Source organism: Nonomuraea sp. NPDC059023 (assembly GCF_042740095.1).
Lineage (GTDB): Bacteria > Actinomycetota > Actinomycetes > Streptosporangiales > Streptosporangiaceae > Nonomuraea.
In genome coordinates, this window is sequence record NZ_JBHYIO010000006.1 from 108,237 (window position 1) to 131,270 (window position 23,034).

The 23,034-nt window shown below is 69.5% G+C and carries 20 protein-coding genes; 7 read left to right on the top strand and 13 right to left on the bottom strand.

Annotated features, from left to right (window positions below):
- Positions 1-60: 60 nt before the first annotated feature.
- Positions 61-837 (top strand): F0F1 ATP synthase subunit A, encoded by a 777-nt coding sequence (atpB, locus tag ACFWYW_RS12515; protein WP_379609847.1) that lies wholly within the window; start codon positions 61-63, stop codon positions 835-837.
- On the opposite strand, the gene nagZ is transcribed toward atpB, so the two are convergent.
- From nagZ to ACFWYW_RS12550, 7 genes are read right to left on the bottom strand one after another with little or no spacing between them, the layout of a single operon-like run.
- A complete protein-coding gene (nagZ, locus tag ACFWYW_RS12520) occupies positions 834-2,120 on the bottom strand; it encodes a beta-N-acetylhexosaminidase (protein WP_379609848.1) in 1,287 nt (428 codons plus the stop codon). The two genes, atpB and nagZ, sit on opposite strands and share 4 nt — an antisense overlap.
- A 45-nt stretch (positions 2,121-2,165) precedes the next feature.
- Positions 2,166-3,839 (bottom strand): phosphoenolpyruvate--protein phosphotransferase, encoded by a 1,674-nt coding sequence (gene ptsP / locus ACFWYW_RS12525; RefSeq protein WP_379609849.1) that lies wholly within the window; start codon positions 3,837-3,839, stop codon positions 2,166-2,168.
- Complete coding sequence (locus ACFWYW_RS12530; RefSeq protein ID WP_379609850.1) at positions 3,836-4,093, bottom strand: HPr family phosphocarrier protein; 258 nt, start codon at positions 4,091-4,093, stop codon at positions 3,836-3,838. The genes ptsP and ACFWYW_RS12530 overlap by 4 nt, the downstream gene beginning before the upstream one ends.
- Positions 4,094-4,137: 44 nt before the next feature.
- Positions 4,138-4,830, bottom strand: coding sequence for an HAD family hydrolase (locus tag ACFWYW_RS12535; protein ID WP_379609851.1), 693 nt, complete (start codon positions 4,828-4,830; stop codon positions 4,138-4,140).
- Positions 4,821-5,267 (bottom strand): PTS glucose transporter subunit IIA, encoded by a 447-nt coding sequence (locus tag ACFWYW_RS12540; RefSeq protein WP_184957721.1) that lies wholly within the window; start codon positions 5,265-5,267, stop codon positions 4,821-4,823. Before ACFWYW_RS12540 ends, ACFWYW_RS12535 begins: the two co-directional genes overlap by 10 nt.
- A gap of 11 nt (positions 5,268-5,278) precedes the next feature.
- Positions 5,279-5,515 (bottom strand): glucose PTS transporter subunit EIIB, encoded by a 237-nt coding sequence (locus tag ACFWYW_RS12545; RefSeq protein WP_184957722.1) that lies wholly within the window; start codon positions 5,513-5,515, stop codon positions 5,279-5,281.
- A 50-nt stretch (positions 5,516-5,565) separates the two neighbouring features.
- A complete protein-coding gene (locus ACFWYW_RS12550) occupies positions 5,566-6,600 on the bottom strand; it encodes an SIS domain-containing protein (protein WP_379609852.1) in 1,035 nt (344 codons plus the stop codon).
- A 104-nt stretch (positions 6,601-6,704) separates the two neighbouring features.
- Here ACFWYW_RS12550 and ACFWYW_RS12555 point away from each other — a divergent pair, with 104 nt between their 5' ends.
- The 4 genes from ACFWYW_RS12555 to ACFWYW_RS12570 all read left to right on the top strand — a co-directional run bounded on the left by ACFWYW_RS12555 (position 6,705) and on the right by ACFWYW_RS12570 (position 11,338).
- Positions 6,705-7,442, top strand: coding sequence for a GntR family transcriptional regulator (locus ACFWYW_RS12555; RefSeq protein WP_184957724.1), 738 nt, complete (start codon positions 6,705-6,707; stop codon positions 7,440-7,442).
- A gap of 11 nt (positions 7,443-7,453) precedes the next feature.
- Positions 7,454-8,797, top strand: a complete 1,344-nt coding sequence (locus tag ACFWYW_RS12560) for a PTS transporter subunit EIIC (RefSeq protein WP_379609853.1) — start codon at positions 7,454-7,456, stop codon at positions 8,795-8,797.
- 588 nt (positions 8,798-9,385) lie between these two features.
- Entirely contained in the window at positions 9,386-10,690 is a 1,305-nt protein-coding gene (locus tag ACFWYW_RS12565; protein ID WP_379609854.1) for a PTS transporter subunit EIIC, read from the top strand.
- Positions 10,691-10,918: 228 nt separating this feature from the next.
- The gene (locus ACFWYW_RS12570) at positions 10,919-11,338 is read left to right on the top strand and encodes an Rv3235 family protein (RefSeq protein ID WP_379609855.1); all 420 of its coding nucleotides are present in this window, start codon (positions 10,919-10,921) and stop codon (positions 11,336-11,338) included.
- Positions 11,339-11,458: 120 nt separating this feature from the next.
- Here ACFWYW_RS12570 and secA read toward each other — a convergent pair whose 3' ends face one another.
- Positions 11,459-14,248 (bottom strand): preprotein translocase subunit SecA, encoded by a 2,790-nt coding sequence (gene secA / locus ACFWYW_RS12575; protein WP_379609856.1) that lies wholly within the window; start codon positions 14,246-14,248, stop codon positions 11,459-11,461.
- Between the two features lie 228 nt (positions 14,249-14,476).
- On the opposite strand from secA, the gene ACFWYW_RS12580 reads away from it, so the two are divergent.
- The gene (locus ACFWYW_RS12580; RefSeq protein ID WP_379609857.1) at positions 14,477-14,719 is read left to right on the top strand and encodes an HGxxPAAW family protein; all 243 of its coding nucleotides are present in this window, start codon (positions 14,477-14,479) and stop codon (positions 14,717-14,719) included.
- Between the two features lie 78 nt (positions 14,720-14,797).
- On the top strand, positions 14,798-15,976 hold the full coding sequence (locus tag ACFWYW_RS12585; RefSeq protein WP_379609858.1) for a winged helix-turn-helix domain-containing protein: 1,179 nt from the start codon (positions 14,798-14,800) through the stop codon (positions 15,974-15,976).
- A 546-nt stretch (positions 15,977-16,522) separates the two neighbouring features.
- Here ACFWYW_RS12585 and ACFWYW_RS12590 read toward each other — a convergent pair.
- The 5 genes from ACFWYW_RS12590 to mtrB all read right to left on the bottom strand — a co-directional run bounded on the left by ACFWYW_RS12590 (position 16,523) and on the right by mtrB (position 23,029).
- Positions 16,523-17,224 carry a response regulator gene (locus tag ACFWYW_RS12590; protein ID WP_379609859.1) on the bottom strand — a complete coding sequence of 234 codons (702 nt, stop codon included), beginning with the start codon at positions 17,222-17,224 and terminating at the stop codon, positions 16,523-16,525.
- 374 nt (positions 17,225-17,598) lie between these two features.
- A complete protein-coding gene (hpf, locus tag ACFWYW_RS12595; protein ID WP_379609860.1) occupies positions 17,599-18,261 on the bottom strand; it encodes a ribosome hibernation-promoting factor, HPF/YfiA family in 663 nt (220 codons plus the stop codon).
- Between the two features lie 630 nt (positions 18,262-18,891).
- The gene (locus tag ACFWYW_RS12600; RefSeq protein WP_379609861.1) at positions 18,892-19,572 is read right to left on the bottom strand and encodes a ComF family protein; all 681 of its coding nucleotides are present in this window, start codon (positions 19,570-19,572) and stop codon (positions 18,892-18,894) included.
- A gap of 48 nt (positions 19,573-19,620) precedes the next feature.
- Positions 19,621-21,300, bottom strand: coding sequence for an LpqB family beta-propeller domain-containing protein (locus tag ACFWYW_RS12605; protein WP_379609862.1), 1,680 nt, complete (start codon positions 21,298-21,300; stop codon positions 19,621-19,623).
- On the bottom strand, positions 21,290-23,029 hold the full coding sequence (gene mtrB, locus ACFWYW_RS12610) for an MtrAB system histidine kinase MtrB (protein ID WP_379609863.1): 1,740 nt from the start codon (positions 23,027-23,029) through the stop codon (positions 21,290-21,292). Before mtrB ends, ACFWYW_RS12605 begins: the two co-directional genes overlap by 11 nt.
- Positions 23,030-23,034 lie beyond the last annotated feature (5 nt).

The following is a 23,034-nucleotide window of genomic DNA, read 5'->3' on the forward strand; positions in this document are numbered from 1 at the left end:
GCGGCGGGCGGGACATAACCACTGAATCGGGCTCAACCTAACGCTGGTTAGGGTGACCGCATGGTGACCATCGACGACTATCGCGCCCCTGGTCCGGACATCTTCGTCTTCCCGCCGATCATCGACGGCGGCCCCTTCTGGTTCACCAAACCCGTGCTCCTCGCGGTCGCCTGCGCGGGGCTCGTCATCGCCTTCTGCTGGGCCGCCTTCGCCAAGCCCAAGATCGTCCCCCGTGGCGTCCAGAACGCCGGGGAGTACGTCTACCTCTTCGTCCGCGAGCAGGTCGCCAAGCCGTTCCTGGGGGCCGACGCCGACCGCTTCATGGGCCTGCTGTTCACCCTGTTCTTACTGGTCCTGACCTGGAACCTGGTGGGCCTCATCCCGTTCGTCCAGTTCCCGGCCTCCTCGCACATCGCCTTCCCCGCGGTGCTGGCCGTCGCGATCTTCGTTCTCAAGGTCTACCTGGGCGTCAAGCATCAAGGATTCGCCGGCTACCTCAGGAACATGTCCGTCCCGCCCGACCTGCCCAGGTGGGCGCTGGGGATCTACGTGCCCATGGAGCTGGCGCACCAGTTCCTGTTCTCGTGGGCCACCCACGCCATCCGGGTCTTCGCCAACATGTTCGCCGGCCACATGCTGCTGGCCTTCTTCAGCTCGGTCGGCTTCTGGTTCCTGGTGGAGAAGCTCACCCCGCTGGGCGCCCCGGTCGGGCTGCTGGGCGTGGCGATGACGATCCTGCTGACGGCCTTCGAGCTGTTCATCATGTTCCTGCAGGCGTACCTGTTCACCATGCTCTCGGCCATGTACATCGCCAGCGGCCTGCGCGCCGAGCACTAACCGGCGGCGCGGGCGGCGAGCTTCCTGTGTTTCGCCGAGCGCAGCACCTTCGCGGCCTGCTCGGCCGAGGCCTTCGGCGCCTCGGTCAGGAAGCCGCGGTTCTTCCTCAGCGTGAGCAGCCGGGTCACCGAGGCGTCCAGCCGCGCCTCGGAGATCCGGCCCGACTTCACCGCCCCCAGCACCGCGTTGTACGCCTTCGGGAAGTCGGCGGGCATGAGCAGCAGGTCGGCCCCGGCCAGCACGGCGCGTACCGCCACCTCGCCGTCGCCGTACTTCTTGCGTACCCCGCCCATGTTCAGGGCGTCGGTGGAGATCACGCCCTTGAAGCCGAGCTTGTCGCGCAGCAGCCCGGTCAGGATGGGCTTGGACAGCGTGGCCGGATCGCCGGAGTCGTCCAGCTTCGGCATCACGATGTGCGCGCTCATGACCGCGTCCACGCCCGCGTCGATCGCGGCCTTGAACGGCGGCGCGTCCAGCTTCTCCCACTGCGCCCGGGTGTGCTTGATCACCGGAAGCCCGGTGTGGCTGTCGGTCGCGGTGTCGCCGTGACCGGGGAAGTGCTTGGCGGTGCTGGCCACCCCGGCCTCCCCGAAGCCCTTGACCGCCGCGCTCACCATCTTGGCCACCTTGGCCGGATCGTCGCCGAAGGCCCGCCGGCCGATCACCGGGTTGCGCGGGTTGAGGTTCACGTCGGCGACCGGGGCGAAGTCGAGGTTGACCCCGAGGGCTTTCAGCTCGTCGCCGGTGGCCCTGGCGACCGCCCGCGAGAACTCCGTGTCCCCGGTGGCGCCGATCCGGTCGGCGCTGGGCAGATCGGTCATCAGCGCCGACATCCGCGAGACCAGGCCGTTCTCCTGGTCGGTACCGATGAGCAGCGGAACCCGCTTCGCCGCCGCCTGCAGGCCGTTGGCGAGCCTGACGACCTGCGCGGTGCTCTTGACATTGGCCGGGAACAGGATCACGCCGCCGAGGTGGTACTTGGCGACGACCTTCGCGGGCGTCTGGGCGCCGAACCTGGCCTGGTTCTCGCCGGAGACGGTGTCGGCGGCGGTGCCGTACACGACGGGCATGAACAGCTGCCCGACCTTCTCCTCCCGGCTCATCGCCTTCACCAGCCGCTCGACCTCGTCCACCCGGGGCTTCTGCGACGTCGGCGCGGAGGCGGCCGGGCTCGGCTGTGCGGCGGCCGCGGCCGAGCTCGGCGTCGCCGGACCGCCCCCTCCGCCCGCGCACGCGCCCAGAGCGAAGACGAGCATGCCTGCGGTGCCGATGCGTCCAACCATGTCCAACACGTTATCCGGGCAAGGCCGTGCAAGAGCCGCAGGAGGCTAAAGTCCGAGCTCCGCGAGTCCGGGCAAATTGGAGCGGGCCGCCGCGCGCGCGTGCCGCGCCGTCGCCTGCCCGCGCGCCGCGTGCGCCGCGCGCCCGCACTCGTCCAGCGTGCTCACCGCCAGCGCCGCCCGTACGGCCGGCAGCGCCGTCGCGCTCATCGACAACGTGCTCACCCCGAGCCCGGCCAGCACGCAGGCCAGCACCGGATCGGCCGCCGACTCCCCGCACACTCCGCACTGCCGCCCGTTGTCCGAGGCGGCGGTGGCCGTGGCGGCGACGAGGTCGAGCAGCGCCGGCTGCCACGGGTCCTGCAGCCCGGCCAGCGCGCCCACCTGCCGGTCGGCGGCGAAGGTGTACTGCGACAGGTCGTTGGTCCCGATCGAGAAGAAGTCGACCTCCTGGGCGAGTCCGTGCGCGCGCAGCGCCGCCGCCGGCACCTCGATCATCACGCCCGCGCTCGGCAGCCCGGCGGCCCGGCACGCTCCGGCGAACCACCTGGCCTCTTCGGCCGTGGCCACCATCGGCGCCATGACGTGCAGCTCGGCGTCGGTGCCTGCCGCCGCGGCGGCCAGGGCGGCCAGCTGCACGGCCATCACCTCCGGATGGAGGCGGAACATCCGCAGCCCACGCTCCCCCAGCGCCGGGTTCGGCTCAGGCGCGGACGGCTTCAGGAAGGCCAGCGGCTTGTCCGCCCCGGCGTCCAGCGTGCGCACCACGACCTTGCCGCCGGGGAAGGCCTCCAGTACCGCCCGGTACGCGGCTTCCTGCTCCTCGATCGAGGGCGCCTGCGCGCGGTCCAGGAACAGGAACTCGGTCCGGTACAGGCCCACGCCCTCGGCGCCGTTGGCCAGCGCGGGGTCGAGGTCTCCCGGACCGCCGATGTTGGCCAGGAGCGGCACCAGGTGCCCGTCCTTGGTCCGCCCCGGGCCGCGGACCGCGGCGATCGCGGCCTGCCTGCTCTCCTGCGCCCCCACCGCGGTGGCCACGTCGTCGTCGGACGGCTCCAGCCGTACCTCACCGGTGGACCCGTCGACCAGCACCCGGGCGCCGGGCCTGATCGTCGTCGCGCCCGCGCAGGCCACGACGGCGGGCACCCCCATCGCCTTGGCCAGGATCGCGGTATGGCTGGTCGGCCCGCCCTCCTCGGTGACGAACGCGGCCACCACGTCCCTGGACAGCAGCGCGGTGTCGGCCGGCGCCAGGTCACGGGCGATCAGCACGTACGGCTCCGCCGCCTCGACCGGCAGGCCGGGCAGCGGCAGCCCGGTCAGCTGGGCGATCACCCGGTCGCGGATGTCGTCGAGGTCGGCGACCCGCTCACCGAGGTAGCCGCCGGCCTTGGCCAGCAGGTCGCGGTACCTGCCGAACGACTCGTACACGGCCCTGGGCGCGGCCAGGCCGCCGTCGATGAGCGACTTGACGCCCACGATCAGGCCGGGGTCCTCGGCCATCAGGGCCTGCGCCTGCAGGATCTCCCTGGCCTCGCCGCCGGCCTTGTCGCCGCGGGCCTCCAGGGCCCCGGCGACCTGCTTGAGCGCGGCCAGCGCGCGCTCCTTCTCCTGGACGGCCTCGCCGGTGAAGGTCTGGCCCGCGGGGGGTTCGGGCACCGAGGCCGTCAGGACGTACGCGGGACCGTGACCGATCCCCTGGCTGACCCCCGTGCCCTTCACGGCGTCTCAGCGATCTTGACCAGCTCGTCCAGCACGTCCTCAGCGCCCTCGCCATCGGCCGTGATCACGATGGTCTCGCCCTGGCGGACGTCCAGCCCCATGACCGACAGGATGCTCTTGGCGTTGACCTGGGGACCGCCGGCCTTGCCGACCGTGACGTCGATCGGGGCCCTGGTGGCCGTCTGCACGAACGTCGCCGCCGGACGGGCGTGCAGGCCCACTTCCGCGGCGATGACGGCCTTGCGCTCTGCCATGAGACTTTCCTCCTTGATGATGGCGGTCCAGACCAGTTTGAACCTTAGGTGAACGGCGGCCAGTCGACCGCTGTGAGATCGGCCACCACGAGGTCGGCCTGGGCCAGTTCGTCGCCGGCGTGCGAGGTGGCGACGCCGACGCAACGCATCCCGGCCGCCTTGGCCGCGGCTATCCCGGCCAGCGAGTCCTCGAACACCACGCAGTCGGCCGGATCGGCGCCCAGCCGCTCGGCCCCGAGCAGGAAGCCCGCCGGGTCCGGCTTGCCCACGGCCACGTCCTCGGCCGCGACGATCTCCCTGATCAGCCCGCGTACGCCCACCTGCTCCAGGCGCAGCTCGGCCCAGGCGCGGCCGGCCGAGGTGACCAGGCCGATGGGCGAGCCGTACGCGGCGACCTTGCGGACCAGCTCGGCCGCGCCGGGCACCGGCACGATCTCGGGCAGTTCCGGGTGGTCGTTGTAGCCGTAGACCTCGCGGATCAGCTCCTCGACGTCGTGGCCGGGGAACACCTCGGGGATCACGTCGCGGCCCCTGCGGCCCATGAAGACACGCACGTCCTGCTTGACGTCGTGCTTGTCGAGCAGCAACTGCCACATGGCCATGCTCCGGGCTTCGGTATTGATCAGCGTCCCGTCAAGGTCGAAAAGCGCGCACTCATGGTCGCGCCCGCTTCGGCCCTCGTTGGCTCGTCCCTCGCGCTCTCGGTCCGAGCTCCTGCGCTCCGGATCTATTCCCACCTGAAGAGCTCGTCCCCCACGTGTACCTCCCCCTCCGCGACGCCGGTCACCGACTCGGCCGCCGCGTCCAGTGCGACCACCGGGCAGACGGGCGAGCGGCCCCCCGCCTCGATGGCCGCGGGGTCCCAGGCGACGACCGGCTGACCGGCGCTGACCCGGTCCCCCTCGGCCGCCAGTAGCTGGAACCCCTCCCCCTTGAGCTGGACGGTGTCGATGCCCAGATGCACCAGCACGCCTCTGCCGTCGTCCCCCACGATGACGTAGGCATGCGGATGCAATTTCATGATTTTTCCGGGTATCGGGGCAACTGCCTTGCCCGGTCCCCGCAAGGGGTCGATGGCCGTGCCCGGCCCCACCATGCCCGCGGAGAAGACCGGATCGGGCACGGCCGCCAACCCCACTGCTGCCCCCTCGACCGGGGCGAGAACAGTCGTCATGGTCTCGCCCTCTAGCCGATGATGTCCTCGATGTCGCTGGCGATCGTGTCGGCCTCCGGCCCCACGACTACCTGGACCACGTTCCCCGCCGCCATCACCCCGTGGGCTCCGGCCGCCTTGAGCGCGGCCTGATCCACCTTGGAGGCGTCGTGCACCTCGGTGCGCAGGCGTGTGATGCAGGGTTCGATCTCGATGATGTTCTCGGCGCCGCCGAGTCCCGCGATGATCGCGTTTACGTCCGTCGCCATCCGGTCCTCCTCCTGAATACTCTCCGACCAGGCTAAACGACGCTCTGTGATCAGTCGGTCTGGGTCACCTTGTTGAGTCCGCGCGGCGCGTCGGGGTCGATGCCGAGCCTGCGGGCCAGCGACTCGGTGAGCAACTGACCGGGCACGATCAGGCCCATCGGGGCGACCCACTCGGGCAGGTCCGGGCCGTTCAGGGCGGCGGTGCCGGCGCCGGCGAGAGCCGTACCCCCGCCGATGGTGAAAGCGGACGCGCCCGCCGCCACGACGCGCTCGGCGAGCGCGACGGTGCCGGACAGCGTGGGGCTGTTCTCCGCGGCGACCAGCAGCGCGGGGGTGTCGGCGTCGACCACGGCGATGGGACCGTGCAGGAGGTCGGCGTAGGACAGGCCCATGGCGTGCAGGTAGCAGGCCTCCTTGAGCTTGAGCGCGGTCTCCAGCGCGGTCGAGAACGCCAGGCCGCGGCCGGAGACGACCACGCCCGGCTTGTCGGCCAGGCCCTCGACCACGGCGTCGAGGTCGCCCGGGTCGGTGATCAGCTTCTCCACCGCGTCCGGGACCTTCTGCAGGTCGTCGGCGTCCACGTCGGCGCCCAGGCCCAGCGCGAGAACGGCCAGCGCGGCCAGCTGCGTGGTGTACGTCTTGGTGGCGGGCACGGCCTTCTCCTCGCCGGCCAGCGTGACCAGCGCCAGGTCGGCGACCTGGGCGAGCGGGCTGTCCGGACCACCGTTGGTGACGCCCACGGTCTTCGCGCCGCAGTCCTTGGCCCAGGCCAGGGTCTCGACGATCTCCTCGGTGCGGCCCGACTGCGAGATGGCCACGGCCAGCACGCCGTCGAGGTCGAGCTTGCGCTTGTAGGTGGTCGCGATGGACGGAGCGGCGAGCGCGGAGAGCCGACCCGCATGTGATTCCACCAGGTAGCGCCCGTAGACTGCGGCATTGTCCGAGGTGCCGCGCGCGATGAAGAGCAGCTGACGGGTCTGCTCGCCCAGCGCCCTGACCTCATCGACTCTGGGGAGCAAGGAGTCCAGGGTGGCCCGCAGCGCCGCGGGCTGCTCGGCGATCTCGCTGCGCATCTTCGTGGTCATCTTGTCCTCATCGGCTTGACTGATAATTCCGGCATGTGGTCTAGTCCGGACTAGACCAGTACGAACCATAGCTCATCGACCAGGTCAGATCGAGGGGAGGATCCGTGGCGCACATCGATCCGGACAGCCCGGTGCCCAAGTACTTCCAGCTGCGCGAGATCCTGCTGGACCTCATCGACAGCAACGAGCTCAGCATCGGCGCGGCGATCCCGTCCGAGCGCGAGCTCTGCCAGCGTTTCGGCCTGTCCAGGATGACGGTACGGCAGGCCGTCGATCACCTGGTGTCCGAGGGACGGCTGCACCGGGTGCCGGGAAAAGGCACCTTCGTCGCCCGCCCGAAGATCGAGCTGGCGCTCCAGCTCACCTCGTTCACCGACGACATGCGCGCCCGCGGCATGGAGCCCGGCTCGCGCGACCTGGACCGCCGCGTGGTGCGCGCCAGCGCGCACCTGGCCAAGGAGCTGGGCATCCAGCCCGGCGAAGAGGTCCACTTCATCGAGCGGCTGCGTACCGCGGACGGGGAGCCCCTGTCCATCGAGCGCGCGCACATCCCGGTGAAGCTGGCCCCCAACCTTGCCGACCACGACCTTTCCGACAGATCCCTGTATGAGCTGCTGGAGAGCCGCTACGGCCTCGTCATGGACGCCGGCGAGCTCACCATAGACGGCGGCATCGCCGACCCCAGCGACGCCGACCTGCTGAAGCTGCCGCGCGGCGGAGCCGTACTCCTGCTCCAGCGCCGGTCCTTCTCCGGCGGCGTCTGCGCCGAGCTGGGCGTGTCCACCTACCGGGCCGATCGCTACCAGCTGCGCACCATCCTGGAAATGCCCGCTCGACGCTGAGGACTCCCGCAGTGAACGAGACCACAGCGGCCGCCCCGTCGCCGCTCTCCCGCGTCATGAACGTGCTGCAGCGGTTAGGCCGCTCCCTCATGCTGCCCATCGCCGCGCTGCCAGCGGCCGGGCTGTTAATGCGTTTCGGCCAGCCCGACATGCTCGGCTCCAACGGCCCCAAGCCCGGCGGCCTGGCCGACGTCGCGGGGTTCGCCTGGATGAGCAGCGTCGCCGCGGTCATCGACGCCGCCGGATCCGCCCTGTTCGAGAACCTTCCCCTGATCTTCGCCGTCGGCGTCGCCATCGGCTTCGCCCGCAAGGCCGACGGCACCACCGCGCTCGCCGCCGTCGTCGGCTACCTGGTCTTCGACCGCGTCACCAAGGTCATGTTCTTCGGCTCGGGCATCCGCGACACCGTGCTCATCAGGGAGTCCACACCCGAGGGCGTCAAAGAGATCATCGACTACGGCCTGCAGAACCCCACCAAGGTGCTCGGCGGCATCATGATGGGCCTGGTCGCGGCCCTGCTCTGGCAACGCTTCTACCGCATCAAACTGCCCTCCTGGCTGGCCTTCTTCGGCGGGCGCCGGTTCGTACCGATCATCACCTCCATCGTCGCCCTCCTGCTCGGCGTCATCGTCGGCTGGGCGTGGCCGTTGCTCGGCGAATGGATCTCACACGCCGGAGAGGGCCTGGCCAACCTCGGCCCGCTCGGCGCGGGCATCTACGGCCTGATCAACCGGCTGCTCATCCCGCTCGGCCTGCACCACTTCGTCAACTCCATCGTCTGGTACGTCGTGCCGCAATGCGAGGTCGGCGGCCGGGTCCTCAGCGGCGACTGGAACTGCTACTTCGGCGGCGACCCCAACGCCGGAGAGTTCATGGCCGGGTTCTTCCCGGTGATGATGTTCGCGCTGCCCGCCGCCGCCCTCGCCATGTGGCGCGCGGCCCCCAAACACCGGCGCGCCACGGTCGGCGGCATCATGCTCTCGGCCGCGCTCGCCTCATTCGTCACCGGCGTCACCGAGCCGATCGAGTTCGCCTTCATCTTCGTGGCGCCTGTCCTGCTGGTCGTGCACGCGCTGCTGACCGGCCTCGCGATGGCACTGACGGCGTTGATCGGGGGGCAGCTGGGGTTCGGCTTCTCTGCCGGGCTGCTGGACATGCTGCTCAACATCGGCAAGTCCAACACCCAGAACATCGTCGGCATCCTTGCGCTGGGTGTGGTGTACGGGGTCGTGTACTACGTCGTGTTCACGTTCCTGATCCGGCGCTTCAACTTCATGACACCGGGCCGCGAACCGGAACTCGACCTCGACTCCGGCGAAACCGGAGCCACCCCCACCCAAAGCCGAGACCCCTAAAGCTTCCGAGCCTCCGTCCCCTGACAAGCACGCCCTCGATGCCTTGGGAGGAGGCGGCCTCGCGCGAGCCCACCTCCCGCGAGATCCGCCCCACCCGGAGCAGCACCACCCAAAGGGCAACCCTCGGAGCGCTCTCACACGGCCGTGGACCACCCGGAATGGCCCACGCGGGCATAGCGCCCCAACGCGGACATGGCGCCCCCGAGAGCGGCAGCGCGCCCCGGAAGGGCCCACACGGCCGCGGGCCACGCAGAGCGGGCCACGCGGGCATGACGCGCCCCGAGATGGGGCCGCGCCTCGGAGGGGTCCACACGGCCGCGGCCCACCCGGAGCGGGCCACGCGGAGCGGCCCAACGCGGGCATGACGCGCCCCGAGATGGCGGCGCGCCCCGGTAGGGTCCACGCGGGCATGGCGTGGCCTGGCTGTTGCAGACACGGTGTGCGGCGTCGTGGGCCGTCCGTGGCGCGGGTTGGGGCGTGGGTGTGGGTTGTGGGTGAGGCGGTGGCCGGGGCGTGGGGTGGTTGTTTTTGCCGTGCGCGCGCGTGGTAGGAATCCTGCATCCCCCGGCTGATCTTCCGGGGGGAACCATGAGCACCACGAGCGCCGAAGCCGGCACGTCCTTCTGGTCGTCGGCCTTCGCCGTCCTGCAGCGCATCGGTCGTTCCCTCATGCTGCCCATCGCCGTCCTGCCCGCCGCCGGACTGCTGCTCAGGTTCGGCCAGGACGATCTGCTGGGCCGTACCGACAACGCCTTTCTCGACCGGGTCGCGGCAATCTTCGCGGCCGCGGGCGGGGCGTTGTTCGACAATCTGCCGCTGTTGTTCGCGCTGGGGGTGGCGATCGGGTTCGCGAAGAAGGCGGATGGGTCTACGGCTCTGGCCGCTTTGGTGGGGTATCTGGTGTTCGACCAGGTGACGCGGAGGATGTTCTTCGAGTCGAGTGCGCCGGCCGTACACGACAAAGTGACGCAGACGCTGGTGGACGGGACGAGGGTCATCAACCAGGCGGCCTCCGCGCAGCCCACCGGCGTGCTCGGCGGCATCCTCATCGGGCTCGTGGCCGCCGTCCTCTGGCAGCGCTATTACCGCATCAAGCTCCCTACCTGGCTGGCCTTCTTCGGCGGTCGGCGGTTCGTCCCCATTGTCACCGCGGTGGCCGCGCTGCTGCTCGGCGTCCTCATCGGCCTCATCTGGCCGCCCATCGGCCAGGCCCTCACCAGCTTCGGCGACTGGCTGGCCACGAACTCCGCCCTCGGAGCCGGCGTGTACGGCGTGGCCAACCGCTTCCTCATCCCCCTCGGCCTGCACCATTTCGTCAACTCGATCGTCTGGACCGTCATCCCGGAGTGCACGGTCAACGGCGTCCACGCGGCCGGCGACCTCAAGTGCTACGCCATCGGCCAGCAGGGCGCGGGCATCTTCATGACCGGCTTCTTTCCGGTGCTGATGTTCGGCATCCCCGGCGCGGCGCTGGCCATCTGGCGCGCGGCGCCCAAGCACAGGCGGGCCGCGGTGGGCAGCATCATGGTCGGCGGCGCGCTGACCGCGTTCGTGACGGGGATCACCGAGCCGGTCGAGTTCGCGTTCATCTTCGTGGCGCCGCTGCTGTTCGTCGCGCACGCCCTGCTCACCGGTGCGGCGATGGCGCTCATGGCGGCGCTGGAGACGCGCCTCGGCTTCAACTTCTCCGCCGGACTTTTCGACATGCTCCTGAACGCCAGCAAGTCCAACACGTGGGGCCTCGGACTGATCATCCTGATCGGACTGGCGTATTTCGCGCTGTATTACGTGTTGTTCTCGTTCCTGATCCGGCGCCTGAACATCCCCACACCCGGACGCGAGCCGGAAGACACGCCCAGCAGTGCCAGTCCGGCGGATTCCGCCACACCCTGACCGCCGGTTTCACGGCGTCCGAAAGGATTTCGCGCCGGTCGCAAGCCCGCGCGGCCGGTCCTTAACGCGATCATGCCCGCCCATCCTGGGGCTCCAACCCCAGATGATCTTCTTCGCCATTCTCCGCATATCGGCGGTCCCGGCGAGAAAGTCGGCGGCCCAGGTATCTGGCGGCGTGGCCGAAAACTCCTTCTTACGACGCCGATCCAACCCCCCTGAAGGAGCGCCGTGTCCCCAGAAATCGGAATCCTCCCGCTGCCCGAGCCGCCCTACGACGGCGACCGGCCCCGCGTCGACGGAGCGCTGGCACTCAAGCCGTTCATCTGGGGCCCGGCCGGGGCGCTGCCGGACGAGCGCCGGCTGCGGCTGTTCGGGCAGGCGCTGGCCGAGGTGCTGGCCGGACGGCGACCGGCCGAGAACCTCGCCGACCGGTTCACCGAACGGGCCTACAACGAGTTGCTCCAGGCCGGGCGCATGATCGACACCGAGCGGCCGCCGTTCGTCGGAGTGCCGCACGTCAACGAGCCGCGGGACGGGGCGATCGAGATGTGCCTGCTGGTGCACGGCGGCGACCGCAGCCGCGTGCTGGCCGTGCGCCTGGAGCGCCGGGGAGTTCAGTGGGTGTGCACCGACTTCGAAACCGCCTGACGCGGCGCCGTACCGAAGAACATGCCTGACGCGGCGCCGTACCGGAGAGTGCCTTACCGGCGGACGGGAACGGAAAGGCCCCCGCGCCCGAGGTGGGGGGCGGGGGCCTTTCGCGGTGCGCTAGGCGGCGTTCTTGGGGTCGCCGTGGCAGCGCTTGAACTTCTTGCCCGAGCCGCACGGGCACGGCGCGTTGCGCTCGACGTTGCCGTAGGCGGCGCGCTCGGCGGCGGTCGTGCGGACCCTGGTGTGCTCGACCTCGCCCTGCTCACCGGGCGCGGAGTACTCCAGCTCGGCGGGACGCTCGGGACCACGCAGGCCGCGCGCGATGATCGAGCGGGTCTCCGCCATCATCTCGTCCTCCTCCTCGACGATCGGGTTCTCCTGAACCTCGACCTCGATGTTGAAGAGGAAGCCGACCGAGTCCTCCTTGATGCCCTCAAGCATCCCGGAGAACATCTCGAAGCCCTCGCGCTGGTACTCGATCTGCGGGTCCTTCTGCGCGTAGGCCCGCATGCCGATGCCCTCGCGCAGGTAGTCCATCTCGTAGAGGTGCTCGCGCCACTTGCGGTCGAGGACCGACAGGATGACGCGGCGCTCGAACTCGCGGGTCGCCTCGGCGCCGAGTTCCTCCTCGCGCCGGACGTAGGCGTTGAGCGCGTCCTCCTTGACCTTCGTGCTGATCAGCTCGGCGGTGACCTCCTCGCGGCCGCCGGCCTCCTCGATGAAGTCCTCCAGCTTGAGCGAGACGGGGTAGAGCTCGCCGAAGGCCTTCCACAGCTTGTCGAGGTCCCACTCCTCCGCGAAGCCCTCCGCGGTGGCGCCGGCCACGTAGCCGTCGACGACCTCCTCGATGAAGCCGCGCACCTGCTCGTGCAGGTCGGCGCCTTCGAGGACGCGGTGGCGCTCGGCGTAGATGACCTTGCGCTGGCGGTTCATGACCTCGTCGTACTTCAGAACTTCCTTGCGGATCTCGAAGTTCTGCTGCTCGACCTGGTGCTGGGCGGAGGCGATGGCCTTGGAGACGATGCCCGACTCGATCGGCTGGTCGTCGGGGATGTTGAGCCTGGTCATGATCATCTCGACCCTGGCCGAGTTGAACAGGCGCATCAGGTCGTCGCCGAGCGAGAGGTAGAAGCGGGACTCGCCGGGGTCGCCCTGGCGGCCGGCGCGACCGCGCAGCTGGTTGTCGATGCGGCGCGACTCGTGGCGCTCGGTGCCGAGCACGTACAGGCCGCCCAGCTCGGTGACCTCGTCGTGCTCCTCCTTCACCGCGGTCTTGGTCTTGTCCAGGACCTCGGGCCAGGCCTTCTCGTACTCCTCCGCGGTCTCGACCGGGTCGAGGCCCTTGGCACGGAGCTCCAGGTCGGCGCGGAACTCGGAGTTGCCGCCGAGCATGATGTCGGTGCCTCGGCCGGCCATGTTGGTGGCGACGGTGACGGCGCCCTTGCGTCCCGCCTCGGCGATGATCGCGGCCTCACGCGCGTGGTTCTTCGCGTTGAGCACCTCGTGCTGGACGCCGCGGCGCTTGAGCGCCTTCGACAGCCGCTCGGACTTCTCCACCGAGGTGGTGCCGATGAGCACCGGCTGGCCGGCGTTGTTGCGCTCGACGATGTCCTCGACCACGGCGGCGAACTTGGCGTCCTCGGTCTTGTAGACCACGTCCGCCTGGTCCTTGCGGATCATCGGACGGTTGGTCGGGATCGGGACCACGCCGAGCTTGTACGTCTGGTGGAACTCGTTGGCCTCGGTGACCGCCGTGCCGGTCATGCCGGACAGCTTCTCGTAGAGGCGGAAGTAGTTCTGGAGGGTGACGGTGGCGAGCGTCTGGTTCTCGTCCTTGACCTTCACGCTCTCCTTGGCCTCGATGGCCTGGTGCATGCCCTCGTTGTAGCGCCTGCCGTGCAGGATGCGGCCGGTGAACTCGTCGACGATGAGCACCTCGCCGTCGGCGACGATGTAGTCCTTGTCCTTCTTGAACAGTTCCTTGGCCTTCAGGGCGTTGTTCAGGAAGCCGACCAGGTGGGTGTGCTCGGGCTTGTACAGGTTGTCGATGCCGAGCCAGTCCTCGACCTTGGCGACGCCGTCCTCGAGGATGCCGACGGTGCGCTTCTTCTCGTCGACGATGTAGTCGCCGGTGCTCTCCTCGCCCTGGTTCTTGGCCTCGACGCCGCGGCGGAGCCTGGGAACGATCTTGGCGAACTCGGCGTACCACTTGCCGGACTGCTCGCCGGGGCCGGAGATGATCAGCGGCGTACGGGCCTCGTCGATGAGGATGGAGTCGACCTCGTCGACGATGGCGAAGTTGTGGCCGCGCTGCACGCACTCGTCCAGCGACCACGCCATGTTGTCGCGCAGGTAGTCGAAGCCGAACTCGTTGTTGGTGCCGTAGGTGATGTCCGCCTCGTACTGCTTGCGCCGCTCGTCGGGCTGCTGGCCCGCGAGGATCATGCCGACGTCGAGGCCGAGGAAGCGGTAGATGCGGCCCATGTTCTCGGCGCCGACACGCACCAGGTAGTCGTTCACGGTGATGACGTGAACGCCCTTGCCGCTGATCGCGTTGAGGTACGCCGGGAGCGTACAGGTCAGGGTCTTGCCCTCACCGGTCTTCATCTCCGCGATGTTGCCCATGTGGAGCGCGGCCCCACCCATGATCTGCACGTCGAAGTGACGCTGGCCGAGCACGCGCCTGGCGGCCTCGCGCACGGTCGCGAACGCTTCGGGAAGCAGATCTTCAAGGGACTCGCCGTCGGCGTAGCGCTGTCGATACTCGTCCGTGAGCGCGCGTAGCTCCGCGTCGGCCATACTCCTGAAGTCGTCCTCGATGGAGTTGACCTGATCGGCGATGCGCTTCAGCTTGCGGAGGGTCTTGCCTTCGCCGGCACGTAGGATCTTGTCGAGAATGGCTGCCACTTTATGTAAAGCTCCTCGCAGGTCTACCCCGGCGGCGCCGCCAGGAGGAGAGGCCGAGACAAACTTCCCCGTTGCCATCGTAGGCGGTCTCGCTACCAGACACAGCCAATGCGACGGGCCACCCGCATCCCCCTTCTGGGAGAATGGTGTTTCGGCAGAGCGTATGCCGAAGTAGACCGATCTCGCACCAATGACTGGCTGGCGGGAGAACATAGGAAGGACAAGGCCATGTCAGGCGGACAAAACCTAGGCAATCACGCCGGCCGCGCGTCGTCGTGGCTCGCGGTGACGGTGGCCCTCGCGGGCTTCGTCGTCGCCGGAGTCGGCATGCCCGTCGAGAGCTGGCTGATGATCTGGATCGGCATCGGCCTCGTCGTCGTGGGCGCCATCCTCGCTCTCGTGTTCGACATCATGTCCGACGTCGTCATCGACGCGCCGCGGGTCGGCATGCGAGCGGAGCACCACCGCTAGGACCTCCACGACGGCGGGCGCTCGGCGATCATGCCGGTGCCCGCCGTTTTGTCGGTGCCCCCCGTTAGCATTCCCGGCATGCTTCTGACCGCCGACGACGCCCGCCGGATCATCCTGCGCGCCCAGGGCCTGCTGGGCTCCGACGGCCGCAAGGGCGGCCCCCACGCCGTGCTCCGCAGACTCGGCGCCGTGCAGCTCGACACCGTCTCGGTGCTGGCCCGCTCCCACGAACTCGTGGCCTACGCCCGCCTGGGCGCGGTCGGCAGGCAGAAGGTCGAGCGCGCCTACTGGCACGCCCCGGCCCAGAGCTTCGAGTACTGGTGCCACGCCGCCTGCATCCTGCCCATCGAGCACTGGCCCCTCTACTCCTTCCGCCGCCGGGCGTACCGCGAGCGCCGCTTCCGCTGGCACGAGGTCCCCGACGGCGTGGAAAAGCTCCTCGATCAGGTACGGCGCAGCGGCCCCATCACCACCTCCGACGTCGGCGGCGCCAAGAACGGCGGCACCTGGTGGGACTGGTCCGATTCCAAGATCGGCCTGGAATGGCTGCTCGACATCGGCGAACTCGTCTGCACCCGCCGCGTGGGCTGGCGCCGCGTCTACGACCTGGCCGAACGCTCCGTCCCCGCCGACCTGCTCGGCCAGGACCTCACCGACGAGGAGTGCATCGTACGGCTGGCGGGCGTGGCCGGCCGTTCCCTGGGCGTGGCCACCACCACCGACCTCGTCGACTTCCTGCGCGTGCGCAACCACCACCGCTCGATCCTGGAGGAGTCCCTGGCCAACGGGGCCGCCGGCCTGGTCCCGGTAGAGGTGGCAGGCTGGGGACAGAAGGACAAGCCCGCCAAGGCCTGGGCCGACCCGGTGGCCCTGGAGTCCGCCCCGCGCGGCCGCCACCGCGCCACGCCGATCTCCCCGTTCGACTCGCTCATCTGGCACCGGGGGCGCACCTCACGCGTGTTCGGCTTCGACTACACGCTTGAGCTCTACGTCCCCAAGCACAAGCGCGTCCACGGCTACTTCACCATGCCGATCCTGGCCGGAGGCAGACTCATCGGCCGCGTGGACCCGGGCCGCGAGGGCACCACGTTCGTGGCCCGCCAGATCAGCCTCGAACCCGGCCTGTCGGTGTCCAAGTGGGGCGACTCGGTCCGCGAGGCGCTGTGGGAGGCGGCCTCGTGGGTCGGCTGCGACACGGTCCGGGTAGAGCGCGCCGACCCCTCCCTGACCACCCACCTCCAAGCCACCCCCACCTGACGCCCCCAGCCACCAACGGCACACCCTCCCGGAAATGCCCGCGGGTTACCGGCGAGAGAGAAGCGGCAGAACCAGGCACCCGACCTCACACACGGGCAACGAGATTGCCGCCAGGCCGGGCCGGGTACAGGCACGCACGGACGGCGACGCGGGCGTCGGCAGACCGGGACCCTGCCATCCGGTCCACAGACAGGGAACCCGGATCGTCGCCGAGCCGGCCGGAGATCCCGGGTGCGGGACACGCACGCCTGATGGCTCGACAAGCCAACGACCCTGTCCGCAGACGGAAACCCGAGCCCCGCCCTGGTGAGCGGGCTTCACGGAGAGGCGCGCCCTGGCAGCGCATGCGACGTCTCAGGAGACCGGGAGTGCAACCAGGGGGCACGCGGGCGGCCGTCGGCTCAGGCGAGGGCGCATGGCTTCCCGCCCTGCCCGACAAGCGTCCGCCAGGAGGCCGGGAGTGTGGGCGGCTGGCCGGTGGAGGGAAAGGTGAGTGGGGATCGCGTCCCGAGGTGGGAGCGATCCCCCTGGTAGGCGGCTATGTCGTCAGGTTATTTCCAGCATGCGCTCGCGCACCGCGTAAACCACGGCCTCCATCCGCGAGTGCAGTTGCAGCTTGTCCAGGATGTTGCGGACGTGGTTCTTCACCGTGTTCTCCGAGATGAAGAGCTGCTTGGCGATCTCCCGGTTGTTCATGCCCTTGGCCACCAGGCGCAGCACTTCCATCTCGCGCTCGGTCAGCCGGGGGACGGGGAGCTGGGGTGGCCGTTCGGCCTCCTTGCGGCTCATGTTGGCGAACTCGGTGATGAGTTTGGCGGCCATGGCGGGGTTGATGAGGGACTGGCCTTCGTGCACCCCGCGCACGGCGTCGGGGACGTCGTTGATCTGGACGTCTTTCAGCAGGTAGCCGGTGGCTCCCGCCTTGATGGCCTCGAAGAGGTCTTCTTCCTCGTCGCTCACGGTCAGCATGATGATGCGCGTGCTGGGGACCGAGGCCTTGATGCCCTTCGTGGCCTCGATGCCGTCCTGGCGCGGCATCCGCACGTCCATGAGCGCCACGTCGGGCATGAGGCGGTCGGCCATCTCGACCGCCTCCTGACCGTCGCTCGCCTCTCCGACCACCTCGATGTCGGCCTCAGCGGCCAGTGCCAGCGCGAGACTGCGCCTGATCAGCTCGTGATCGTCCACGATCAGCACGCGGATCGGCTCGTCTCTCTCCGGCGTGGGGGTCTCGCCGCTGTCAGCCACGGAGCCTCCTCAGCCGGTCGTCGGCCGAGTACCCTCGCCTGCCCCGCATGGTCACGGAGCCTCCTTCGGCTCCGCGACCGCCGCGTGCGGCCTGATCTGTCCGTGACGGGCGCCGCGCGGGATGTCACGCACGGCGCCGCTGTCGATGATCCGCTCGATCACACGGCCTCCCTGATCGGCCGCGCGACGGTGTTGTCGTCGCTTCGCGTGGGCTCGCCGATGGGAACTCCTCGCCGGAGGGCTTGGAGTTCGCAACCGCGAACGCTTCGCTCGCTCACGTCTCCTCCTCGTGGGGGGCCAGAGCCGTTGAACCGCCAATGATGGCACGGGTGCCGCGGTCCTAGGGTGGTCGAGAAGATCTTCTGATCCGGCGATCAGGGCTCGACGAGCCTCAACACGCCGTAGTTGTAGCCGCGCCGGTTGTACACGACGCTCGGCTGACCGCTCTCCTTGTCACGGAACAGATAGAAGTCGTGGCCGACCAGTTCCATCTCGAGGAGGGCCTGGTCGATGGTCATGGGTTCCGCTTTGTGATTCTTCTCCCGGACGATGAGCGGACCGTCGCCGTCCATTTCGATGGGGACGATGTCGTCGTACTGCTTGTCGTCAGGCAGGTCGTCCACTTCGGGTTCTGCCTGTTCGGGGACCACCTTGGCCTTCCGCGGCGCCGATTCGGCGACGTCGCCGAGGGTCGCGGTCAGCTCTGCCACCGAGGGGATGGCGTGGTTGCCGTGGTGGACCTTACGGCGGTCGGCCAGCCTCCTGAGGCGGCCTTCCAGTTTGTCGAGTGCGATGTCGAGGGCGGCGAATCGGTCGTCGGCCGACGCCTCGGCGCGGATGGCCGGGCCTCGGGAGTGAATGGTCAGCTCGACGCGCTCACGCTGGTCGGTGATGCGCGGATTGCGCTCCTTCGACACCTCCACATCGACTCGAATGAGCTTGTTGTCCAGACGCTCGATCCTGGCCAGCTTGGTCGTCACCAAGTCGCGGAACCGGTCGCTCACTCCTGTGTGCCGGCCCTTGACGATGATGTCCATGCAACAGCCCCCCTTCGTCTAACGACTGAGAAAGAGCACCCGACGACGTGCCTGCCGGGCGGGGTCTTCTGTCTGCCTTTCTCGCACCGTTACCCTCTTCCGACGATTCGTTACCGGGAACTCGGTGTATGGCACCCGCCCGGCCGACCTGGTCTTCGACCCCACATTCGCCTGCTGAGGGTTTCGCAGCTCTGCTGCCACTACTGCCCTTCTCTCCTGACGAGGGACATCTGGACCCTCGGGAAGGCAGGACTTACCCCTAAGCCGCACCGTGATCAGTCGACAAAGAGTCGCCTTACGTGGACCGTTTTGCCTGCGGCTGGCATCGGCTAGCAGAGCCGGGAGCCCCGGCTCTGCGCAACCACGGACCCGAACGGGTGCCATGTCAGAACGCTATCCGCATCGGGAAGGAATGTCAGCCGGAGGATCGGTCAAAGGATCACTTTCCGTGATTTTCTCTCGTCTTCCATGAGGCGTGAGATGCCCCTTTTGGTGGGGCCGTATCCCTTATGGACGCGCCTCTCTAGAGGGGTGAGCTGCCACAGCGCCCCGACCAGGCAACGTAGATGTGGCCCCAAGGTGAGACAGGCCACTGACACCCGTTCTCACCCAGTGTGATGGTAAAGCGTTTCAAGATCTTCGGCGTGTCGCGGCGATCGTCACGGCCGCCACCACCTCCGCCCCCGCCGACCGCAACGCCCGCGTGGCCTCGGCCAGCGTGGCGCCGGTGGTCACGATGTCGTCCACAAGGACCGCAGAGGCCCCTGGAGCGCCTCGCAGCCGACCGGTGACCCTGAGAGACGACCGAAGATTGGCGGCCCGCTCAGTGGCGCTCAGGCCCGCCTGGTCGGCCACCCGCCGCGCCTGCGCCAGCGCCGGAACCAGGACGGCCCGCACGCCCGCCGCCCGCATCCGCGAAGCCGCCAGGGCGCCGAGCCGGCGCACCGGATCGTGCCCACGCCCCCGTACGGCCCGCCGCGCACTCGGCACCGGCACCACCACGACACCCCCGCGCGGCCCGCCCGAACCCGCCAGCGCCGTGAGGGCCGTGTACGCCAGCGCCTCCCCCAGCGGCGCCGCCAGCCCGGTCTGCCCACGCTCCTTGTAGGCCAGGATCGCCTCCCGGAGCGACCCCGAGTAGTCACCCGCCGACCAGCACCGGGGCAGCCCGGCGGGCACCGGAACCGGCATCCGCGGCGCCACCGAGCCGACCCACCCGGCCAGGCAGCCGTCGCACACCCGCCCCATATGGGCCAGACCGCATCCCAGGCAGGCCTGCGGCGCCAGCACGTCCAGCAAAGCGGTGAACATGACGCACAGCCTGCCGGGCGTCACCGACAGTTCCGATCCCGGACGGTCTCATCCCAGCGGGAAGATCGGCTCCTGCGAGGTTTCCTTGACCTTGGTGACCCACCCCTGCTGGTCCTTGAACTCCAGGATCTCGGCGGGGCCGCCGGTCGCCTCGTCGAGGGTCCCGGCCATGATCTGCGGCCCCAGCGCGGCGATCGAGTCGAGGCGCTTGTCCGAGGTCAGCGTGGCCGTCGCCCCGTCGCCGACGTCGATCTCCATGAGCGTCTGCCCGGCCTTGCCCGAGACCAGGACCAGCAGGTGCTCGCCGTCGCGCCAGGCGATGTCCTTGACCGTCTCGCCCTGGCGGACGGTCAGCAGTTGCTGGAAGTTGCCGAGCATCAGCCCAAGGCTGCCGCCGGTGATGGCCCCGACACGCACTTCCCTGTCGCCGACCCCGGCGGCCACGCGTACCCCGTCACGCGAGATCCGGAGGTCGGTGACGTCCTTGCCGTCGAGTTCCGGGGCCGCCACCCGCGTCGGCGCGCCGCCCGGGTCGCGGCGCAGGACGGCGCCCGAGCCCTTCTCGAACGCCCACAACGATCCGTCGCGATGCCAGGAGGGCGAGGTGAGGCGGCCCTCCATGACCCGCTCCCACTTGCCGTTCGGATTGACCGGCGCGACGTAGATGCCGTCGGCGCCCACCGCCGCGACCTTGTCACCGTCCTTGGAGAGGGCCTGGCCGGTGTAGCCGTTCGGCTTTCCCGCCTGGCCGTTGACCGCGTTGCCCGCGCCCTCGGTGCTGGTGAAGTGCACCGCGCCGCCGGTGGTGTAGTAGGAGGGGCTCTTCGTGGACGGATACCAGGTCTGGGCGTCGTTGGGCTGGATGCCCAGGATGTACGGCTCGCCGTTGTGCATCACGTCGATGGGCTGCGCCGCGGTGACCTTCTCCAGGCTGGCGCGGAGCTGGGCCTTGAAGGCGTCGGTGTCGGCCAGGGCGGGCGCGCCGCTGAGGCTGATGACGACCTTGTCGTCGGTGGCGGTGACGGAGTCCACGCCGACGTTGCCGGTCAGCGCGGTGCCGACGGCGCCACGCAGCGCGCTGCTCGGCCCCTTGAGCAGCCGCTCGATGATCGTCTCCGCGAGGTTCTCGCCCGGCTTGAGCCGCAAATGGACCGCGTCGGAGACCAGCAGCCCGTCCGGCTTCTGCGCGCCGTTGAGGTAGTAGAGCAGCGTGGGGCGGTAGGCCCGGTCGACATCGTCGGCCCGCATCATCAGGCCGTTCTCCAGCCCGCCGTCGACGCGCCAGCCGCCCGCCTCCTTCTTGAGTCTGAAGGTCAGCGTCCGCTTCTCCGTGTCGGACACGTACCGGTCGTCGTCCTCGATGCGCGCGATCTTGTTGGCGGTGAGCTGTACCGTCCCGTTGTCCTCCTTGAACGTGGGCGGGTCGATCACGGTGATCGGCCCCACGGGACGCCAGGCGTTGCGCGCCCTCTGCGTCATGTACTGCAGGAGCGTCGTGGGGTCGTCGGGGTAGGCGGCCATGGCGGCGAGCATCCCCTCGACGACCTTCCGCGGCGTCCAGTCGTTCCTGGGCGGGGAGACGATCAGGCGCACGAACGGCTTGGTCAGGTCGCCGCCCACCGCCTCCTCCGGCGCGGTCGGGCTGCCCACCGGGATGACCGCGCAGCCGCACGACAGCACGAACGCGAGCGTGAGCACCGCGGCCAGGGCCCGCCTGCTACTCGTCATGGAGATCCCCCGTGGCCGGGGTGAGCACCGGCGTCATGTGGCCGCGCCAGGTGCGGCGCATCTCCACCTCGGGCGGCACCAGCGACAGCGGCGAGCCCTTGAGATCGAGCCCCGCCGCCCTGGGCAGCGTCAGGCGGAACTGCGAGCCGTCCCCCGGCTGCCCCCACGCCTGCAGCCAGCCGCCGTGCAGCGTGGCGTCCTCACGCGAGATCGCGAGGCCGAGCCCGGTGCCGCCGATGGTCCTGGCCCGCGAGGGGTCGGCCCGCCAGAAGCGGTCGAAGACCATGTTGTCCTCGCCGGGCTTCAGACCAACCCCATGATCCCGTACGGCTACCGCCACCGAGTCCCGGTCGGCCCCCACCGACACCACGATCTCCTTGCCCTCGCCGTGCTCGATGGCGTTGAACAGCAGGTTGCGCAGGATCCGCTCGACCCGGCGGCTGTCGATCTCGGCCATGCAGGGCTCGCTGGGCAGCCGCAGCTCGAAGCGGGTGGAGTGCCGCTCGGCCAGCGCCTCGGAGTCGGCGATCGCGCGCAGGACCACGTCGCGCACGTCGGTGGAGTCGAGGTCGAGCGTGGCCGCGCCGGCGTCGTAGCGGCTGATCTCCAGCAGGTCGGCCAGCATCGACTCGAAGCGTTCGAGCTGGGCCTGCATGAGCTCGGCCGAGCGCGAGGCCATCGGGTCGAAGTCCTCGCGGGCGTCGTAGAGCAGGTCGGCGGCCATGCGCACGGTGGTCAGCGGGGTGCGCAGCTCGTGCGAGACGTCGGAGACGAACTGCCGCTGGACCTGCGAGAGCTCCTCCAGCTGGTGGATCTTCAACGCCAGGTTGGCGGCCATCTCGTTGAAGGAGGTGGCCAGGCGGGCGAGGTCGTCCTCGCCGCGTACCTTCAATCGTTCGTCGAGCTTTCCCGAGGCCAGGCGCTCGGCGGCCTGGCGGGCCAGCCGTACCGGAGTGACGACCTGACGCGCGACCAGGTAGGCGATGGCGGCGAGCAGGAGCACGAGGCCCACGCCCACGACGACCAGCAGCTGGCGCACCGAGGTGAGCATCTCGACTTCCTGCGTGAGCGGGAAGAAGTGGTAGAGCTCGTAATTCTGGACGCCGGTCTCGCCGGGGACGCTGATCACGACGCCGGTGGCCAGGGTGGGACGGGGCTCGCCCTTGACCGGGATGGTGGTCAGCCAGGAGTAGGGGTGGTCGAACTTCTGGCGCTTGACGTCGCGTTCGAGGTACTCGCTCAGCTGGAGCGGGATGTCGGCGGGGTTGACGTTGCCGATGGCGCGGGATCTGCCGGGCTCGTGGGGGTTGAGGACGAGCAGGTCGTAGCGCAGGCGCGGGGCGTTCTCGCTGACGCCGGCGATGGCGTTGAGCACCTGGTCGAGCGGGTCGGGCGGCTGCTTCTTGCCCGCTTCTCCCGCTTTGGAGTCCTCGGGCTGCTTCTGGGCCAGGGCGGCGAGGATCTGGGTGCGGTCGCTGAGCGCCTCGTTCATCGCCGCGCGGGCGCGTCCGTTGACGACGCTTTCGTTGATCTCCTGGAACAGGAAGGCGCCCAGCACCGCCACCACGGTCATGGAGATCACCAGCGTGCTGGTGACCACCTGGAGCTGGAGCGAGCGGCGCCAGACGCGCCTGACCGTGCCCACCGCACGCCTGGTCCGCCGCCGGACGCCGCCGAGGATCTGGCGGAGCGTACGGCGGCGGCCGGCCTTTTTCGTCGTCGGGGGCATGGCTC

Excerpts from the sequence above, each read along its gene's own strand:
- ACFWYW_RS12550 (WP_379609852.1), bottom strand. The coding sequence starts at position 6,600 with ATGACCACGAAGATGCGCAGCGAGATCGCCGAGCAGCCCGCGGCGCTG.
- ACFWYW_RS12605 (WP_379609862.1), bottom strand. The coding sequence starts at position 21,300 with ATGACGAGTAGCAGGCGGGCCCTGGCCGCGGTGCTCACGCTCGCGTTC.
- hpf (WP_379609860.1), bottom strand. The coding sequence starts at position 18,261 with ATGGACATCATCGTCAAGGGCCGGCACACAGGAGTGAGCGACCGGTTC.
- mtrB (WP_379609863.1), bottom strand. The coding sequence starts at position 23,029 with ATGCCCCCGACGACGAAAAAGGCCGGCCGCCGCCGTACGCTCCGCCAG.
- ACFWYW_RS12600 (WP_379609861.1), bottom strand. The coding sequence starts at position 19,572 with ATGTTCACCGCTTTGCTGGACGTGCTGGCGCCGCAGGCCTGCCTGGGA.
- ACFWYW_RS12565 (WP_379609854.1), top strand. The coding sequence starts at position 9,386 with ATGAGCACCACGAGCGCCGAAGCCGGCACGTCCTTCTGGTCGTCGGCC.
- nagZ (WP_379609848.1), bottom strand. The coding sequence starts at position 2,120 with ATGGTTGGACGCATCGGCACCGCAGGCATGCTCGTCTTCGCTCTGGGC.
- ACFWYW_RS12580 (WP_379609857.1), top strand. The coding sequence starts at position 14,477 with ATGTCAGGCGGACAAAACCTAGGCAATCACGCCGGCCGCGCGTCGTCG.
- ACFWYW_RS12545 (WP_184957722.1), bottom strand. The coding sequence starts at position 5,515 with ATGGCGACGGACGTAAACGCGATCATCGCGGGACTCGGCGGCGCCGAG.
- ACFWYW_RS12530 (WP_379609850.1), bottom strand. The coding sequence starts at position 4,093 with ATGGCAGAGCGCAAGGCCGTCATCGCCGCGGAAGTGGGCCTGCACGCC.
- ACFWYW_RS12585 (WP_379609858.1), top strand. The coding sequence starts at position 14,798 with ATGCTTCTGACCGCCGACGACGCCCGCCGGATCATCCTGCGCGCCCAG.
- atpB (WP_379609847.1), top strand. The coding sequence starts at position 61 with ATGGTGACCATCGACGACTATCGCGCCCCTGGTCCGGACATCTTCGTC.
- ACFWYW_RS12540 (WP_184957721.1), bottom strand. The coding sequence starts at position 5,267 with ATGACGACTGTTCTCGCCCCGGTCGAGGGGGCAGCAGTGGGGTTGGCG.